18 protein-coding genes and 1 pseudogene are annotated in these 16,509 nt (G+C 67.7%); 3 read left to right on the top strand and 16 right to left on the bottom strand.

Annotation, left to right across the window (positions count from 1 at the left end):
- Positions 1–69: 69 nt before the first annotated feature.
- From IQ782_RS11130 to IQ782_RS11080, 11 genes are all read right to left on the bottom strand, one after another.
- The gene (locus IQ782_RS11130) at positions 70–1,035 is read right to left on the bottom strand and encodes an ABC transporter permease (RefSeq protein ID WP_194134707.1); all 966 of its coding nucleotides are present in this window, start codon (positions 1,033–1,035) and stop codon (positions 70–72) included.
- Positions 1,035–2,129 (bottom strand): ABC transporter permease, encoded by a 1,095-nt coding sequence (locus IQ782_RS11125; protein ID WP_194134706.1) that lies wholly within the window; start codon positions 2,127–2,129, stop codon positions 1,035–1,037. Before IQ782_RS11125 ends, IQ782_RS11130 begins: the two co-directional genes overlap by 1 nt.
- Before the next feature lie 92 nt (positions 2,130–2,221).
- Positions 2,222–3,823: an ABC transporter ATP-binding protein gene (locus IQ782_RS11120; RefSeq protein ID WP_194134705.1), complete on the bottom strand. Its 1,602-nt coding sequence runs from the start codon at positions 3,821–3,823 to the stop codon at positions 2,222–2,224.
- 117 nt (positions 3,824–3,940) lie between these two features.
- Positions 3,941–4,945 (bottom strand): BMP family lipoprotein, encoded by a 1,005-nt coding sequence (locus tag IQ782_RS11115; RefSeq protein ID WP_194134704.1) that lies wholly within the window; start codon positions 4,943–4,945, stop codon positions 3,941–3,943.
- Positions 4,946–5,103: 158 nt separating this feature from the next.
- A complete protein-coding gene (gene rimI, locus IQ782_RS11110) occupies positions 5,104–5,523 on the bottom strand; it encodes a ribosomal protein S18-alanine N-acetyltransferase (RefSeq protein WP_338092573.1) in 420 nt (139 codons plus the stop codon).
- 4 nt (positions 5,524–5,527) lie between these two features.
- Positions 5,528–6,091, bottom strand: a complete 564-nt coding sequence (gene tsaB / locus IQ782_RS11105; protein ID WP_194134703.1) for a tRNA (adenosine(37)-N6)-threonylcarbamoyltransferase complex dimerization subunit type 1 TsaB — start codon at positions 6,089–6,091, stop codon at positions 5,528–5,530.
- Between the two features lie 16 nt (positions 6,092–6,107).
- Positions 6,108–6,668 (bottom strand): NifU family protein, encoded by a 561-nt coding sequence (locus tag IQ782_RS11100; RefSeq protein WP_194134702.1) that lies wholly within the window; start codon positions 6,666–6,668, stop codon positions 6,108–6,110.
- A 111-nt stretch (positions 6,669–6,779) separates the two neighbouring features.
- Positions 6,780–7,235: a universal stress protein gene (locus IQ782_RS11095; protein ID WP_194134701.1), complete on the bottom strand. Its 456-nt coding sequence runs from the start codon at positions 7,233–7,235 to the stop codon at positions 6,780–6,782.
- Between the two features lie 73 nt (positions 7,236–7,308).
- Positions 7,309–8,535, bottom strand: coding sequence for a hypothetical protein (locus tag IQ782_RS11090; protein WP_194134700.1), 1,227 nt, complete (start codon positions 8,533–8,535; stop codon positions 7,309–7,311).
- Positions 8,536–8,538: 3 nt separating this feature from the next.
- Positions 8,539–9,402 carry a branched-chain amino acid aminotransferase gene (locus tag IQ782_RS11085; protein WP_194134699.1) on the bottom strand — a complete coding sequence of 288 codons (864 nt, stop codon included), beginning with the start codon at positions 9,400–9,402 and terminating at the stop codon, positions 8,539–8,541.
- A gap of 193 nt (positions 9,403–9,595) precedes the next feature.
- A complete protein-coding gene (locus tag IQ782_RS11080) occupies positions 9,596–10,369 on the bottom strand; it encodes a ZIP family metal transporter (RefSeq protein ID WP_194134698.1) in 774 nt (257 codons plus the stop codon).
- A 124-nt stretch (positions 10,370–10,493) separates the two neighbouring features.
- Between IQ782_RS11080 and IQ782_RS11075 the strand changes: the two genes are divergently transcribed.
- Entirely contained in the window at positions 10,494–11,660 is a 1,167-nt protein-coding gene (locus IQ782_RS11075; protein WP_194134697.1) for an alpha-hydroxy acid oxidase, read from the top strand.
- Between the two features lie 54 nt (positions 11,661–11,714).
- On the opposite strand, the gene IQ782_RS11070 is transcribed toward IQ782_RS11075, so the two are convergent.
- Positions 11,715–12,404 carry a fumarylacetoacetate hydrolase family protein gene (locus IQ782_RS11070; protein ID WP_194134696.1) on the bottom strand — a complete coding sequence of 230 codons (690 nt, stop codon included), beginning with the start codon at positions 12,402–12,404 and terminating at the stop codon, positions 11,715–11,717.
- A 198-nt stretch (positions 12,405–12,602) separates the two neighbouring features.
- Here IQ782_RS11070 and IQ782_RS11065 point away from each other — a divergent pair, with 198 nt between their 5' ends.
- Positions 12,603–13,931, top strand: coding sequence for a replication-associated recombination protein A (locus tag IQ782_RS11065; protein ID WP_194134695.1), 1,329 nt, complete (start codon positions 12,603–12,605; stop codon positions 13,929–13,931).
- Positions 13,932–14,091: 160 nt separating this feature from the next.
- On the opposite strand, the gene IQ782_RS11060 is transcribed toward IQ782_RS11065, so the two are convergent.
- The 4 genes from IQ782_RS11060 to IQ782_RS11045 all read right to left on the bottom strand — a co-directional run bounded on the left by IQ782_RS11060 (position 14,092) and on the right by IQ782_RS11045 (position 15,807).
- Positions 14,092–14,397, bottom strand: a complete 306-nt coding sequence (locus IQ782_RS11060; protein ID WP_194134694.1) for a hypothetical protein — start codon at positions 14,395–14,397, stop codon at positions 14,092–14,094.
- On the bottom strand, positions 14,394–14,663 hold the full coding sequence (locus IQ782_RS11055) for a GTP 3',8-cyclase MoaA family protein (RefSeq protein WP_194134693.1): 270 nt from the start codon (positions 14,661–14,663) through the stop codon (positions 14,394–14,396). Before IQ782_RS11055 ends, IQ782_RS11060 begins: the two co-directional genes overlap by 4 nt.
- Before the next feature lie 255 nt (positions 14,664–14,918).
- The gene (locus tag IQ782_RS11050) at positions 14,919–15,398 is read right to left on the bottom strand and encodes an ATP-binding cassette domain-containing protein (RefSeq protein ID WP_194134692.1); all 480 of its coding nucleotides are present in this window, start codon (positions 15,396–15,398) and stop codon (positions 14,919–14,921) included.
- Positions 15,388–15,807 (bottom strand): hypothetical protein, encoded by a 420-nt coding sequence (locus IQ782_RS11045; protein WP_194134691.1) that lies wholly within the window; start codon positions 15,805–15,807, stop codon positions 15,388–15,390. The genes IQ782_RS11050 and IQ782_RS11045 overlap by 11 nt, the downstream gene beginning before the upstream one ends.
- A 554-nt stretch (positions 15,808–16,361) precedes the next feature.
- Between IQ782_RS11045 and IQ782_RS30390 the strand changes: the two are divergent.
- A pseudogene (locus IQ782_RS30390) lies at positions 16,362–16,487 on the top strand (ELM1/GtrOC1 family putative glycosyltransferase); the annotation flags it as partial.
- Between the last annotated feature and the right edge of the window lie 22 nt (positions 16,488–16,509).

The raw sequence follows: 16,509 nt of genomic DNA, 5'->3' as shown, positions 1-16,509 counted from the left end.
TCTTCTCTTTCCAAATACGCACCGCGCGGCGCCGCCGCCCGGCGGGGCGGCGGGCAGGTGTCCGCGGCCTCAGCGCTCCTTGACGTAAGGCTCGCCGCCGGCACGGGGCGGGATCGCCTTGCCGACGAAGCCGGCGAGGATCACCACGGTCAGGATGTAGGGCAGCGCGTCCATGACCTGCACGGGAATGATGAACCCGCCGAGGTCGATGTTCTGGTAGCGCAGCGCCACCGCCTGCAGCAGGCCGAAGAGCAGGCAGGCGTAGAGCGCGTACCAGGGCCGCCACTTGGCGAAGATCAGCGCCGCCAGCGCGATGTAGCCGCGGCCGGCGGTCATCTCGCGCACGAAGCCGGCCTGCAGGCCGGTGGCCAGATAGGCCCCGGCAAGACCGGTCAGCAGCCCGCAGATGGCGATGGCGGCAAAGCGCAGCCCGACCACCGAGACGCCCGCCGTGTCCACCGCCTCCGGGGCCTCGCCCACCGCGCGCAGGCGCAGGCCGAAGCGGGTGCGGAAGAGGATCCACCAGGTCAGCGGCACCATCAGGAAGGCGACATAGACGAGGATCGAATGCCCAGAGATCAGCTCGTAGTAGAGCGGGCCGATCACCGGCACGCCGCGCAGCGCCTCGGCGAAAGGCAGCGTGATGCTCTCGAAGCGGCCGCCACCCATCAGCGAGGGCGTGCGCCCGCCCTGGCTGAACCAGTCCTGCGCGATCAGCACGGTGATGCCCGAGGCGAGGAAATTGATCGCCACCCCCGAGATCAGCTGGTTGCCGCGGAAGGTGATCGAGGCCAGGCCGTGGATGCCCGACATGACCATCGAGGCGGCGATGCCCGCCAGCAGGCCGAGCCAGACCGAGCCGGAGACCGCGGCGATGGCCGCCGAGAAGAAGGCCGCCGCCAGCATCTTGCCCTCGAGCCCGATGTCGACGATGCCCGCGCGTTCCGAGAAGAGACCCGCGAGGCAGGCCAGCAGCAGCGGCGTGGCAAGGCGCACGGTCGAGTCGAGCACCTGAAGAAGCGTCGCGTAATCCATCACGAGGACCTCCGGCGCGTGGCAAGGAAGAGCTTTTCGAGCGGCATGCGCACCATGTTGTCCAGCGCCCCGGTGAAGAGGATCACCAGCGCCTGGATCACGGTGATCAGCTCGCGCGGGATCGAGGTCCAGAGCGCCAGTTCCGCGCCGCCCTGGTAGAGGAAGCCGAAGAGCAGCGCCGCGAGGAACACGCCCACCGGATGCGAGCGGCCCATCAGCGCCACGGCGATGCCGATGAAGCCCGCGCCCTCGGTGGCGTTGAGCACCAGCCTTTCGGCCTCGCCCATGGTGGTGTTGAGCGCCATCATCCCGGCGAGCCCGCCGGAGATCAGCATGGCGATGACGGTGATACGCACCGGCGAGATTCCGGCGTAGCGCGCGGCGCTCTCGGAATGGCCGAAGGCGCGGATCTCGTAGCCGAGCTTGGTGCGCCAGATCAGGAACCAGAAGGCGATGCAGGCCGCCACGGCGAGGAAGAAGGTCACGTTGGCGGGCGAGCCGCGGAACAGCGGGTTGCCCTCGGAGGCGAACATGTCCTGGAAGGTCGGCAGATGCGTCACGGCCGGGAAGCCCGCGGTCGCCGGCTCCATCGCGCCGACCGGGCGCAGCAGGTTGACCAGCACGTAGTTCAGCAGCGCCGCGGCGATGAAGTTGAACATGATCGTGGTGATCACGATGTGGCTGCCGCGTTTCGCCTGCAGCCAGGCCGGGATGAAGGCCCAGGCCGCGCCGAAGGCGGCTGCGGCGAGCGTTGCGACGATCAGCGCCACCGACCAGTGCGGGAAGGGGATGAAGAGGCAGGCCAGCGCCACGCCGAGTCCGCCGACCATCGCCTGACCCTCGCCGCCGATGTTGAACATCTTGGCGTGAAAGGCGACGGCGACGCAGAGGCCGGTGAAGATGAAATTGGTGGTGTAATAGAGCGTGTAGCCCCAGCCGGTGCTGCGCATCAGCGCGCCATCGACCATCAGCTTGAAGGCCTCGACCGGGTTCTCGCCGATGGCGAGGATCACCAGCGCCGACAGGATCGCTGCCAGCAGGATCGAGATCAGGGGCACGAGCACCGCGTCGGCCCAGGCGGGCATCTTATCCATTCGGAACCTCGTTCTTCCTTTCGGTCCGGGGAGCGCCCTGCGGGCGCTGCTGCCTCCGGCGGGCGTATTGGGGGAACAATGAAACGGCGCGGTCAGTCATGCTGGCCGGCCTCGCGCGCTTCCTTCTCGTGCAGCGAGGCGTCCACCGCCGCGATCAGGGAGCCTTCGGGGCGCTCGGTGACGCCGGCCATCAGCAGGCCAAGCTCGGTCTGGTCGGTCTCGGCCGGCATCCGCTCGCCCATGATCTGCCCGTCGAACATCACCGCGATGCGGTCCGAGAGCGAGAAGATCTCGTCAAGCTCCACCGAGACCAGCAGGATCGCCTTGCCCTTGTCGCGCAGGCGGATGATCTCCTGGTGGATGAACTCGATGGCGCCGATGTCGACGCCGCGGGTCGGCTGGCCGATCAGCAGCACGTCGGGGTCGCGCTCGATCTCACGTGCGAGCACGATCTTCTGCTGGTTGCCGCCCGAGAAGTTGCGCGCCGCGAGGTTGGGGTTCGGCGGGCGCACGTCGTAGCGGGTCATCTTGTCCTGCGCTTCTTGCTTGATCAGCGCATTGTTCATCAGCAGGCCCGACTGGTAGCGCGGGTCGCGGTGATAGCCGAAGACGGTGTTCTCCCAAGCGGTGTAGGGCATGATCAGCCCCTCTTCCTGCCGGTCCTCGGGCACATGGCCGATACCGGCGGCGCGGCGGGCGCTGCCATCGGAGCCCGCGCCCGACAGCGGCAGCGGCGCGCCCTTCATGGTGACCGAGCCGGTGGCATCCGCATAACCGCCCAGCACCTCCAGAAGCTCGGACTGGCCGTTGCCGGCGACCCCGGCGATGCCCAGCACCTCACCGGCGCGGAGTTGCAGCGACACGCCCTTCAGCCGCTCGACCCCCGCGTCGTCGACGTGGCGCAGGTTCTGAACGTCGAGCAGCACCGCGCCCGGCCGCGCGGGGGTCTTGTCGACCCGCAGCAGCACCTTGCGCCCGACCATCAGCTCGGCGAGCTGCTCGGGCGAGGTCTCGGCGGTCTTCACGGTGGCGGTCATCTCGCCGCGGCGCATCACCGAGACCGTGTCGGTGATCTCCATGATCTCGCGCAGCTTGTGGGTGATCAGGATGACCGTCTTCCCCTCGGCGCGCAGATGGTCGAGGATGCGGAACAGGTGATCGGCCTCGGCCGGGGTCAGCACGCCCGTCGGCTCGTCGAGGATGAGGATGTCGGCCTGGCGATAGAGCGCCTTCAGGATCTCGACGCGCTGCTGGTGACCCACCGAAAGGTTCTCGACCAGCTCGTCGGGATCGACCGAGAGCTCGTATTCCTCGGCGAGCTGCTTCAGCACGCCGCGCGCGCGCGCCAGCGAGGGGCGCAGCATCGGGCCATCCTCGGCGCCGAGGATGATGTTCTCCAGCACGGTGAAGTTCTGCACCAGCTTGAAATGCTGGAACACCATGCCGATGCCGGCCGAGATCGCGGCCTGGCTGTCGGTGATGTCCTTGTGCGATCCGTTGACCCAGATCTCGCCGGCGTCGGCCTTGTAGAAGCCGTAGAGGATCGACATCAGCGTCGATTTCCCTGCGCCGTTCTCGCCGATGATGCCGTGGATGGTGCCGGGCATCACGCGGATCGAAATATCCTTGTTGGCCTGGACAGGGCCGAAGGCCTTGGAGATGCCCTTCAGCTCGATGGCGGGGGTGTCGGTCATGCGAAGCCTCGCGGCATTTGAAAGTACGGCCCGGCCTGCTGTAACCGAGGAACCGGGCCACACGAAAGAGAAAACGGGGACACGGCAACAGCCGCGCCCCCGCTCGTCAAGTCCGGTTCAGAAGTTCAGGGCGGGGCAGCTGTCATCCGCCGAGTAGTCGTGAACCTCGATCTCGCCGGCGATGATCTTCTGGCTCGCCTCGTCCACGGCGGCTTTCATCTCTTCGCTCACCAGCTCGGCATTGTTCTCGTCCAGCGCATAGCCCACGCCGCTTTCGGCAAGGCCCAGCACCTTCACGCCGGTCTCGAGCTCGGGGCCGGCAGTCATCGCCTCGGCCACGGCCACGTCGACGCGTTTCAGCATCGAGGTCAGCACCTTGCCCGGATGCAGGTAGTTCTGGTTGCTGTCGACGCCGACCGAGAGGATGCCCTCGTCCGCCGCGGTCTGCAGCACGCCGAGGCCGGTGCCACCGGCGGCGGCGAAGACCACGTCCGCCCCCTGGCTGATCTGCGCCTTGGTCAGCTCCGAGCCCTTCACCGGGTCGTTCCAGGCGGCCGGGGTGGTGCCCGTCATGTTGGAGATCACCTTGAGGTCGGGGTTCACCGCCTTGGCACCCTGGGCGTAGCCGCAGGCGAACTTGCGGATCAGCGGGATGTCCATGCCGCCGACGAAGCCGACGGTTCCGGATTTCGAGGCCATCGCCGCCAGCATACCGACGAGATACGAACCTTCATGCTCGGAGAAGAGGATCGACAACACGTTCGGGTGCTCGGCCGGATCGACGAATCCGTCAATGGTGACAAACTTGGTGTCCGGGTAATCCGCGGCAACCGAGGCGATCGGCGAGGACATCGAGAAGCCGGTGGTCACCACCGGGTTGAACCCGGCCTCGGCGAAGCGGCGCAGGGCCTGCTCGCGCTGTGCCTCGGACTGAAGCTCGATGTCCTTATACGCGCCGCCGGTCTCCTTGGCGTAGATCTCGGCGCCATTGTAGGCGGCCTCGTTGAAGGATTTGTCGAACTTGCCGCCGAGATCGTAGATCAGCGCCGGATCCGCCAGCGCAGCGCCGGCGGTCAGGGCCAGCGTCGCGGCGGTGCCGAGGATGGATTTCATGAAGGTCATGTCTTGCTCCCGGATCTGGAATTGCGGGCGTCGTTCTCGTGTCCCGCGAATTGGACTGCACTGTGGCAGATCATGCCCGATTAATCCTGTGCCCTACCGGAGGGTCAACAGGTTTTTGCAAGTCCGCGCACAGGGTTGGCCCGGCGTGACATCTAACCTTAGGTCAGCGCCCGGCACATGAGCAGCGCATCGTCGCGGCTGCCATCTGCATGACGATAATAGGCTTTGCGCCGTCCGGTCACCCTGTAGCCGCAGGCCTCGTAAAAGCCGAGCGCAGGCGCATTGGCGGCGGCGACCTCTAGAAATACCTGCGTGGCGCCGCGGGCCGCGGCCTCTTGCTCGAAGGTCGCGAGAAGCCTGCGCCCCAGACCCTGCCGCTGCACCGCGGGATCGGTCGCCAGGGCGAGAATCTCCGCCTCGTCCAGCACAACCATGCCCAGAACGAAGCCGCCCGCCTCGCCGACCAGCAGGTGACCCGGCTGCTCCAGCGTGCCCGCAAAGGCACGCGCGCTCCATGGCTCCATATGCGCATAGGCACGCGCAGAGAGGGCGGCGAGCTCGTCGGCCGAAAGGCTCACCGGCTCAATCCAGCAGCCGCGGCGCGGCATCGCGCGAGGGAGCGGCATCCGCCGGGCGGATATAGAGCGGCGCGGGGCGCGGGCCCGGCTCCTTGCGTGCGGCGGCGCGGGCGATGCAGACCGCCAGCGCGCGCGGTTCGGGTGGCAGGATCACCTCGACACCCTCCGCAGGCAACAGCTCCGGCGTGCCCAGATGGCGCTGCACATATATCTGCCCGCGCGGCGCGGGCACACCCGCCAGCGCCTCGGGCGCGTCGAGATGGATGGCCTCGAAGGTGCTGACCCCGACCGCCGGCCTGCCCAGCCCCAGCGCGAGCCCGCGCGCGGTCGAGACGGAAATGCGGATGCCGGTGAAATTCCCCGGCCCGACGCCCACCGCGATGCGGTCAAGATCGTCCCAGCTTGCGCCGCCCTCGGCGAGGACCTCTTCAAGCAGCGGCATCAGCCGCTCGGCCTGTCCACGGCCCATCTCCTCGGCGCGGGCAGCCAGCACCGCGTCGCCGCGCAGCAAAGCGGCCGCGCAATGCGCGGCCGATGTGTCGAAGGCAAGGATCAGCAGATCACTCATGAGGCAGGCGCGGCGCTCAGACGGCGACCGGGCGCACCTCGGTGACCTCGGGGATGTAGTGGCGCAGCAGGTTCTCGATGCCCATCTTCAGGGTGAGCGTCGAGGACGGGCAGCCGGCGCAGGCGCCCTGCATATGCAGGTAGACCACACCGCGATCGAAGCCGTGGAAGGTGATGTCGCCACCGTCCTGTGCCACGGCCGGGCGCACGCGGCTGTCGAGCAGTTCCTTGATCTGGCCGACGATCTCGGCGTCCTCGCCGGTGAACTCCTTATGACCCGAGGCGCGTGCCTCGCCGGCCATCACCGGGTCACCGGACTGGAAATGCTCCATGATCGCGCCGAGAACGGCGGGCTTCACATGATCCCAGTCGGCGGCTTCGTCCTTGGTCACGGTGACGAAGTCATTGCCGAAGAACACGCCGGTGACGCCGGTCACGCCGAACAGGCGCTTGGCGAGCGGCGAGGTCTCGGCGCCCTCGGGTGTGGGGAAGTCCGCGGTGCCGGCATCGAGCACGGTCTGGCCCGGCAGGAACTTCAGCGTCGCGGGGTTCGGGGTGGATTCGGTCTGGATGAACATCTGCGAAATTCCTTTCTGCGGGCTGCTCCCTATATGCGCCGCCGCCGCGCAGACGTCAAGTTTTGGAACGATTCTAAATCCGTTTCCGAGGGCGACAGAGGGTGGGTTCCCTCAGGTGATCGCCTCCAGCCGTTCCTTGGACATGTCACCGGGCACGATGGTCAACGGAATCGGCAGGCTGCCCGAGCTGCGGGTCATCGCGGTGACCAGCGGCCCCGGTCCCTTCTTGTCGGCAGCGGCCCCGAGCACCAGAACGCCGATATCCGGATCATCGCTCACCTGCCCGAGGATCTCGGTCACCGGGTCGCCCTCGCGGATCACCAGTTCGGGGTCCACGCCCTGCCGGTCGCGCATCCACTTGGCAAAGACCTCGTAATGCGCCTCGATCCGCTCGCGGGCCTCCTCGCGCATGATGTCGCCGACACCGATCCAATGGTTGAATTCATCCGGCGCGATCACCGACAGGATCGCCACCCCTCCCCCGGTCTTGGCGGCCCGCATCGCGGCGAACCGCATGGCATTGAGGCATTCGCGGCTGTCATCCAGCACGACGAGAAACTTGCGCATCCCTAGGTCTCCTTCGCGGCGATATTGGCGCAGGGGCATGGCGCAGGCAACGCCCTTTTGGGACCGTCGAAAATCAGCGTTCGAGACGCGCTGCCACGCCGCGCGCCACCGGGCGCAGCAACCGCGCGCCGAGCCAGCCACCGAGCGCTGTCAGCGCCTGCGCCACGGCCAGCCATACCAGGGCCGCTGCGGCGATCGCGGTATCCGACAGGCGGACCAGCGTCCGGAAGCTGCGCGACTTGCCCAGCACGTCCATCACGCCGCGCGTTTCGCTGCCCGCCACATCCGACACCCGCGCCAGCCGCGCCGCATCCTCGGCGTTGTCCACGTGGCGCAGCAGCATCACGCCGTCGGTCATCGAGGTGTTGCGGACCACCCGGCTCACATCTCCCGCCACCGCCTCTGCCCGCGCCAACCGCGCGGTGTCGGCGGCCTCCCCGGTGCCGGACACCAGCCGCCGGAGCATCGCGGGATCGGCCAGCCGGGCCAATTCGTCGAGGAAGGAGGGCGTCAACGTGCGCAGCCGTCGCCCCATGCGCAGCGCCGTGGCCCCGGCCTTCACCGTGGCCGAGGTGCCCCCGGTCAGCGCCAGCGTGCCGGTGGCGGCGAGCCCCACGGTCGCCAGCGTCACCTCGACACTGTCCACCTCAGCACCACTGAGATAGTCTCCGCCCGCCCGGCGCAGCGCGTTGAGATCGCCGATCGGCGTCAGCTCCAGCGGGATGCCGCAATAGGCCAGCATTTGCAGAGAGGGGCAGTTGGCGATGTCGGCGGCGCAGGTGCCGCAGGCCTCGACCTTGCCCCAGACGCTGTCCTTGGCCTCGCGCAGCGCGGCGATCTCCTCGCCCTGTTCGAGGCTCGGCGTGATCCCGACGCGCGCCGCCACCGGCAGCAGCGTGTCGATCCGGTCGAGGTCCTCTGCGGCCAGCGCCGCGCCGATCTCCTGCTCGAGCCGCGCCGGCGTCAGAACATGCGCCAGCGCCCTGTCGAGCGCGCGGCGGACTTCGGCCTCGCTGGCGGTCAGAAAGGGCTGCGCGAAGGGATTGGTGGACAGCGCCCATATGCCGAGCGCGAGACTGAGGAGCAGCGGCAGTGCCCGGATGATCCGTGGCAGCCGCCGGGGCCCGCGCCGGGCGCCCCGACCCGCCGCGTCAGGGTTGCGCCCGGCGGCCGGCCCCTGCGCCATCTCGACCCGCGGCGCGCCCTGACCCGCCGCGGGATCAAAGCGCCGTTCGGCCCGCAGCACGGCGCGCTGCGGCTCGGCGGGGCGTGTCGCGCGAAGCGGCGGCTCGCGGCGCAAGGCTCAGCCTGCGGTCAGCGCCCAGTCCCAGTAGAGCTCGCGCACGCGGCGCGTCACGGGACCGATCTGGTAGCTGATATCCTCGAAGCCCGAAACCGGCGTCACCTTCTGCAGGTTGCCCGACAGGAAGACCTCGTCGGCACCCTCGAAATCCTCGAAGGAGAGCACCGCCTCATGCACCTCCATGCCGTCGGCGCGCATGTTCTGGATGTGGCGCGCCCGGGTGATGCCCGACAGGAACGTGCCATTGGCAATGGGGGTGAAAACCGCGCCGTCCTTGACCATGAAGACGTTGGCCGTGGCGCTTTCGGCGACATTGCCGAGCGCGTCGGCGACCAGCGCATTGCCGAAACCGCGCGACTGCACGTCGCGCAGCATCCGGGCGTTGTTGGGATAGAGGCAGCCCGCCTTGGCGTTGCAGACCGAGCTTTCCAGCACCGGGCGGCGGAAGCGGGTGCGGCCAAGATGGGTGGCCGCGCCTTCGGGGGCCATCGGGATCTCCTCGAGCGAGATGGCAAAGGCGGTGCCTTCCTCACCCGGCACGATGGCGGTGGCGTCGCCCTGCGTCGCCCAGTACATCGGGCGGATGTAGATCGCCGCCTCCTTGGGATAGGCGGCGAGCCCTTCCCAGACGATCTGCACCATGTCCTCGGTCGAGACGAAGGGGGTCAACATCAGCGCCTTGGCCGAACGGTTGATGCGCGCGCAATGGGCGTAGAGATCGGGCGCGATGCCGTTCACGTAGCGCGCCCCGTCGAAGACCGAGCTGCCCAGCCAGGCGGCGTGGTCCGCGCCGCGCATGATCATCACGTCGCCATCGTGCCAGGTGCCCTGGAAATATGTGCGGATGTTCGTGCCGGTTGCCATGGTCGTGTCTCCTTCGAAAGTTGCGCGGACCCTATGCCCGCGCGCCCGCAAGGTCCAGTGGCAGCGCTGCCACCCTCACGGAAGAGCGAGCCACCCCGGTGCCCGCGCCCGGCCCCTCATTGTTCCGAAAATACGCAAGCGCCGACCTCCTCCGCCGGCGTCGCGCCCCGGCACGGGTCGCACCGGCGCCGCCTCACCCCAGCGTGACGTCGAGGAACATCATCAGCACGAGGCCGAAGATCAGCCCTGTCGTCGCCCGCCTCTGGTGGCCGTTCCGATGGGTCTCGGGGACGATCTCGTGGCTGATGATGTAAAGCATGGCCCCGGCGGCAAAGGTCAGCCCCCAGGGCAGAAGCACCGCGCTGACCGAAACCGCGACCACGCCCAGCAGCGCCCCAAGCGGCTCGACCATGCCGGTCAACGCCGTGTAAAACAGCGCCCGCGTGCGCGAGTAGCCCAGCCCCACCAAAGCCACCGCCACCGCCAGCCCCTCGGGCATGTCCTGAAGCGAGATGCCGGTCATCACCGAGACCCCGTTCGCCCGGTCAAGCCCGTAGGCCACACCGATCGACAGCCCCTCGGGGAAATTGTGGATCGAGATCGCCAGCACGAAGAGCCAGATGCGCGCAAAGGTCGCCTGGTCGGCGCCGCCCTCCGGGCCGGTCTTGAAGTGCTCGTGCGGGATCGCATGGTTGAGCCAGGCGACGAAACCCGCGCCGAAAGCGATGCCGAAGGCGGCAATGGCTGCGGCAATCCAGACCGAGCCCGTCTGTTCCTGCGCCACGTCGATTCCGGGGATGATCAGCGAGAAATAGGAGGCGGAGAGCATCACCCCCGCAGCAAAGCCCAGCATCATGTCCGAGGTGGCCTGGGTCATCTTGCGCCCGATCAGCGCCGGGATCGCCCCGGCCGTGGTCGCCAGCGCCGCGACCATACCGCCGCCGACGCCCCAGAGAATGTCCTGCATGATGCCTCCGATGTGCTGCGGCGCACTAAACTGTCTAGCCGCAGCAGATACAAGCGCGGGTTATTGCGCGAACATGCCGGAAGCGGTAAGGAAACCTGACCAGTCCAAGGAGAAAGCCCGGCCCATGCCCGTGATCACCGAGATCGAAGACCTGAGGCGCATCTACAAGCGCCGGGTGCCCAAGATGTTTTACGACTACTGCGAGTCCGGCAGCTGGACCGAGCAAACCTTCCGCGAGAACAGCTCGGACTTCGACAAGCTCTACCTGCGCCAGCGCGTCGCCATCGACATGACCGGGCGCAGCACCGCGACGCAGATGATCGGCCAGGACGTGGCGATGCCGGTGGCGCTCGCCCCGGTCGGCATGACCGGGATGCAGAACGCCGACGGCGAGATCAAGGCGGCGAAGGCAGCCGAGAAGTTCGGCGTGCCCTATTGCCTCTCGACCATGTCGATCTGCTCGATCGAGGACGTGGCCTCGAACACCTCCAAGCCGTTCTGGATGCAGGTCTACACGCTCAAGGACGACGACTACATGAAGCGGCTCTTCGACCGGGCCAAGGACGCCAAGTGCTCGGCGGCGGTGATCACGGTCGACCTGCAGATGCTCGGCCAGCGTCACAAGGACCTGAAGAACGGTCTCTCGGCCCCGCCCAAGCTGACCCCGAAGTCGATCGCCAACATGGCCACCAAGGTGCCGTGGGGGCTCGAGATGCTGCAGACCAAGCGGCGCTTCTTCGGCAATATCGTGGGTCACGCCAAGGGCGTCACGGATCCCTCCTCGCTGACCACCTGGACCGCGCAGAGCTTCGACCAGGCGCTCGACTGGGACCGCATCCGCGAGTTCCGCAAGATGTGGGACGGCCCGCTGATCATCAAAGGCATCATCGACCCGCGCGACGCCCTGGAAGCCTGCAACGTCGGCGCCGATGCCATCGTGGTGTCGAACCACGGCGGGCGGCAGCTGGACGGCGCACTCAGCTCGATCCGCGCGCTGGCGCCGATCATGGACGCGGTGGGTGACAAGATCGAGGTGCATCTCGACAGCGGCGTGCGCTCGGGCCAGGACGTGCTGAAGGCCGTCGCCATGGGCGCCAAGGGCTGCTGGATCGGCCGCGCCTACATCTACGGGCTCGGCGCGATGGGCGAGGCCGGGGTGACCCGCGCGCTCGAGGTGATCCACAAGGAGCTCGACGTGTCGATGGCGCTTTGCGGGCGCACCGACATCAACACGGTGGATCGCGATATCCTGATGATCCCCAAAGGGTTTTCCGGCGACTGGGAGGACTGACCCGGAACCAGTGATGGCGCGGCCCCGGGCCGCGCCATCGCAGGCATTGCTGCTTCAGGCAATGCTGATGCTGAGCGGCGCAAGCCCGCCGATTTCGACCACGCAGGTATCACCGCGCTCCAGCGCGCTTACCCCAGCGGGGGTGCCGGTGTAGATGAGATCGCCGGCCTTGAGCTCGACCAGCCCCGACAGGTAGGAAATCACCTCGGGCACCGACCAGATCATCTGCGCCATGTCGCCGTTCTGCCGCTCCTCGCCGTTCACCGCGAGCCGCAGCGTGCCCTTGTCGAGATGGCCGACCTCGGCCACCGGGTGCACCGGGCCGCAGACCGCCGAGTAATCGAACCCTTTCGCCATGGTCCAGGGCCGCCCCTTCTTCTTGGCCTCCGCCTGCACGTCGCGGCGGGTCAAGTCGATGCCGGCGGCATAGCCCCAGACGCACTCCAGCGCCTCATCCTCCGGGATATCGACGCCCCCGCTTCCAAGTGCCACGACCAGCTCTCCCTCGTGGTGCAGGTCGGCTGTCGCGGGCGGGTAAGGGATGGCATCCCCGGCCTCGGCGATGGTGTCGATCGGCTTGTCGAAGAAAAACGGCGGCTCGCGATCCGGATCATGGCCCATCTCGCGCGCATGCTCGGCGTAATTGCGACCGACGCAGAAAATCCGGCGCAGCGGGAAGCGGGCCTCGCTGCCGGTGACGGCGACCGAGGGTTGCGGCTGCGGGGCGAAGACGAAATCGGTCATGGGGGGTCCTTTCTTTGGGGTGGTCTGCGCGCCGGTACGGGCGGGTCAAGTTGCGGGAATGTCTAGCAGGCCCAGCGGACAAGACCAGCGGGTAGAAGAAAGAATGATGCTACGATCAGCGTCCGGAGTTCCCGGCGTTTGCCCGCGCCCTCGCGATCTGCTAGCGGATTGGGCAACGCCCAAACCACAGGCCCGACCATGAGCGATCTCTTCGACGCCGCGCCCCTCCGGGGCCACGTGCCCCTCGCCGCCGCGCTGCGGCCCGAGACGCTGGACGACGTGGTGGGGCAGCAGGCAATCACCGCGCCCGGCTCGATCCTGCGCCGCCGAATTGCCGCCAATGCGCTCGGCAGCATCATCCTCTACGGCCCGCCGGGCATCGGCAAGACCACGATTGCCCGCGCCGTGGGCAACATGCTGGGCAAGGAGTTCCGCCCGCTGCACGCCACCCGCGACGGGGTCAAGGAACTGCGCAAGATCGCCGACGAGGCGCGCATCCGCCCGCTGCTGATCTTCGTCGACGAGGTGCATCGTTTCTCCGCAACGCAGGCCGACGACCTCTTGTCGATCTGCGAGGAAGGCACCGCCGATTTCGTCGGCGCCACGACCGGGAACCCCTACCACGCACTGCCGCCCGCGCTGGTCTCGCGCTCGACGATCCTCAAGCTGGAGCCGATGAGCCTCGAGGACATGGAAGTGGTGGTCCGGCGCGGCATCGACCACCTGGCCTCGCAAGGCGTCCAAGTGAGCATGAAGCCGGAACAGGTGACGTTGATCGCCGGGCGTTCGGGGGGCGATGCGCGCCGCGCGCTGACCACGCTGGAAAGCCTCGCCATCGGCCACGGGATCGGACAGGATGGCGGTGCGGTAGAGATCACCGAGGCGATGCTCGAAGAGGCCTATGCCTCTGCGGCGATCAACCATGATCGCTCTGGAGATCAGCATTACGATGTGGTCTCGGCCTTCGTGAAATCGATGCGCGGCTCGGATGCGGATGCGACGCTCTACTGGCTGGCCCGGCTCATCCACGCCGGCGAGGATCCGCGCTACATCGCCCGCCGCATCATGATCCACGCCTCCGAGGACGTCGGGCTGGCCGACAACACGGCGCTGCAAACCGCCGTCGCCGCCTCGCAGGCGGTGGAGAAGATCGGCTATCCGGAAAGCCAGATCATCCTCGCACATGCCGCGCTGCACGTGGCGCGCGCACCGAAATCGGGCTCGGTGACGCGGGGCATCGGCGCGGCGCTCGGCCATGTCACCAGTCAGCCGCCTGCCTCGGTCCCGCTGCACCTGCGCGATACGCATTACAAGGGGGCCGAGAAGCTGGGCCATGTCGGCTACCTCTTCCCGCACGACGACCCGCGCGGCTGGGTCGAGCAGGTCTATGCCCCCGGCATTGGCAAGGGGGCCTTCTACCAGAGCGACGCACGCGACGCCGCAACCTTCGAAAAGCGCGCAGATGCCTTCTGGGAAGAGGTCACCGGCCAGCCGCAGCCGCGCCGGCTACCCTCGCGCAACCGCTGACCCGCCGCCCTGGCACGTGATGATCGCGCTCATCGCGCTGGCCCTGGCTCTGGACTGGCTGAGCCTGAAAAGCAGAACCGCGCTCTACGAGCAGGCCGCGCAGCACAGGCAGATGCGCCGAGCGGTCGCGGGCCGGACACCCTCTGGCAAGGGTTCCTTGCTAGCACACCGCATGAAGCGCCCGCGAGGGCCGGTGCAGGTTGACCTGCGTGTCGAGGCCGCAGTTGCAGTCCGGACAATCGAGGATGACCGCATCGCGGGCGAGCCGCTTGTGCGTCCCGTTGGACAGCATCTCGGTCAGCCGCCGCTCGTGTAGATTGCCCATCCTGGCAATCACGAAACATAGCTGCGCCGTGTCGCGCACCGTCACGGGCTTGCCTTTGGCGCGCATCACAAGCCAGTCGAGGTTCATCGGCAGCCTGTCGGCATCGTGCTGGCGGCGGGTCTCGGTGAGCGACGTCTTCACCAGCCTGAAGGCACCCCGGCCCTGCTCGTGGTCGTCGCAACCCTGCCCCAGCCCGTCGAAATGGATGGAGACCTTGCGGAGCCCCGCCTCAACCAGCTTGTCGGCGTCTTATCGAGCAGCAGACCCTTGATGGTGACCCACACGTTCATGCCACGGCCGCGGATGCGCGCGACGAACTTGTCGGAGTCGCGGTGCAAAATCGGCGCGCCGCCACAAAGCCGGATGTTGCCGACGCCGAGGTCCTTGCAATCGCCGATGAACGGCACCCGGACTTCCCACGGCTGCTGCACTCAATACATGAATTTTCGCCCATAACAGTAAGCAAAAAATCAGATTTCAATTCATCGCTGACCTCTGAACACCTCTTTCGGGGCCCTGCCACGCCGATGTCACACTCCGCCCGATCTTGTTGCTGTTTCATATGTGGTCAGCTCCTCCTCTCCAGTGGACAGGGCTTCACTGGGGTCTTCCCGGCCAAGACCCAGTCCCGGTGCGCGGCAGGACCGAGGCCCGAGGCGGAGTCATGCCCCGGCCCTATGGAAGGCGTGAACCTGCGACTTGTGCCCGGTCCACCCGTCGTGACTGCCCTGCTTCAACACCCCGCCCGCGCCGATCAGGTAGATCAGGTCGCAATTGCGCGCCGAACTCAGCCGATGAGCAACGACCGCCACCGTGGTGCGCCCGCGCAGTCCCTGCACGGCGGACGTCAGCTCGGCCTCGCTGATCGTATCGAGCGCCGAGGTGGCTGCATCCACCACCAGCAGCGCCGGGTCACGATCGATTGCCCACGCGATGCTGATCCGCTGGCGCTTGCCGACCGAAAGGCTTCGGCAGCCTTCGCCGAGCGGTGGAAGCTCGGCGATTTGCCCGGTCAGCATGGCTGAAATCGTGCTCTTGCCTGCGCCGGTGGCCCCGACCAGCCCAATGATCCGCCCCGCAGGCACGCACAGGTCGAGATCGCGGATCAGCTTGCTTTGCCCGTCGGGAGAGTCATGGCTCACCCCCCGCTGTTCCTGCGGCTCGTTCAGTGGCAACCCCGCGCCGGCCAATCCGTCCGAAAGCCCCCTCGACCGCCGGAAGATCGCCGCGCAACGCGGCCGCCGAAGCGTGGATGCGCTGAAGGGCCGGGAAAAGACGCGCCGCTGTAAAGCCATGGAGCGCCACAAGCCGCGAGGCGAGGCCGACGCTCTGGCCGCGCACGAAACCGCGCAGGTCTGTGAAGCCCCAGATTCGAAACACGCTGGCGGCGGTCAGCATCGCCATCGCGCCGAGCGCCAGAGGAACCGGGAACCCCGTCTCGCCGTCGAACCCGACCGCCTCGCGCAGAGCCGCCAGCGCCGGGGGATCGCGTGCTTTCCACGGGCTCGCCGCGATCCTCAGGAAAGACGCGATTGACGACACCGCGGCCATATCCGCCGCCCCCAAAGCCGATGCTCAGCACGAGCACCTGCCAGAGCCGACGTCGCGCCCGCCCGTCCAGCAGGACAAGGATACGATCAATGTTGCTGCCCAGGACAATCGTCCTTGGGCCTCGCGGTCAAGATGACCTCGCAAGCCGTGCCGACGCGGACTGCGAGGCAGGGCTGAAGAATGGCTGTCTGGAAATTGGACCCTCAGGATTGCCGATCGCCCGCAAAGCGCAAGCGTGTCCCGTCCGGATTTGCGGCGCTCCGGTCGGCTGCGGCGAAATCTCTTTGGTCCGCGCGGCATGTCGCCGGCCCGCGCGGGGTGGCACGGACGAGGGTGCCGGGGCCGGCGGCTGCCCGCGTGGAGCTCGATGCGCTCGCGGCCGCGCGCTGGTCGTTGCGGATCCCCCCTCGGCGCGCCGCGATCGCGGCTTTCTGGCACGGCTGCGCGGTGCGCTTCTGCCGACAGCCCGGCTCTGGGACAGCCGAGGGCAGATCCCCTAACCGGCCCTGCTCGGACTGGCCGGGGCGGTGCTTGTATAGGACGATTCCGTCAACATGGTCCCGGAGGCGGCAACCAGCGGCCTGCCTGTCCATGCCTTCCAGCTGTCGGGACGGGCGGCAAAGATGGAGCGTTTCCACCGGCGCATGGAACCCCAGGACGCGCTGCGCAGCTTCGAGGGCGGGATTGACCGATCGACCTCTC

Origin of the sequence: Salipiger mangrovisoli (assembly GCF_015223355.1) — a bacterium.
Classification (GTDB): Bacteria; Pseudomonadota; Alphaproteobacteria; order Rhodobacterales; family Rhodobacteraceae; genus Salipiger; species Salipiger mangrovisoli.
The sequence above is the reverse complement of the archived record's forward strand: the minus strand, read 5'-3'. Positions and strand labels throughout refer to the sequence as shown.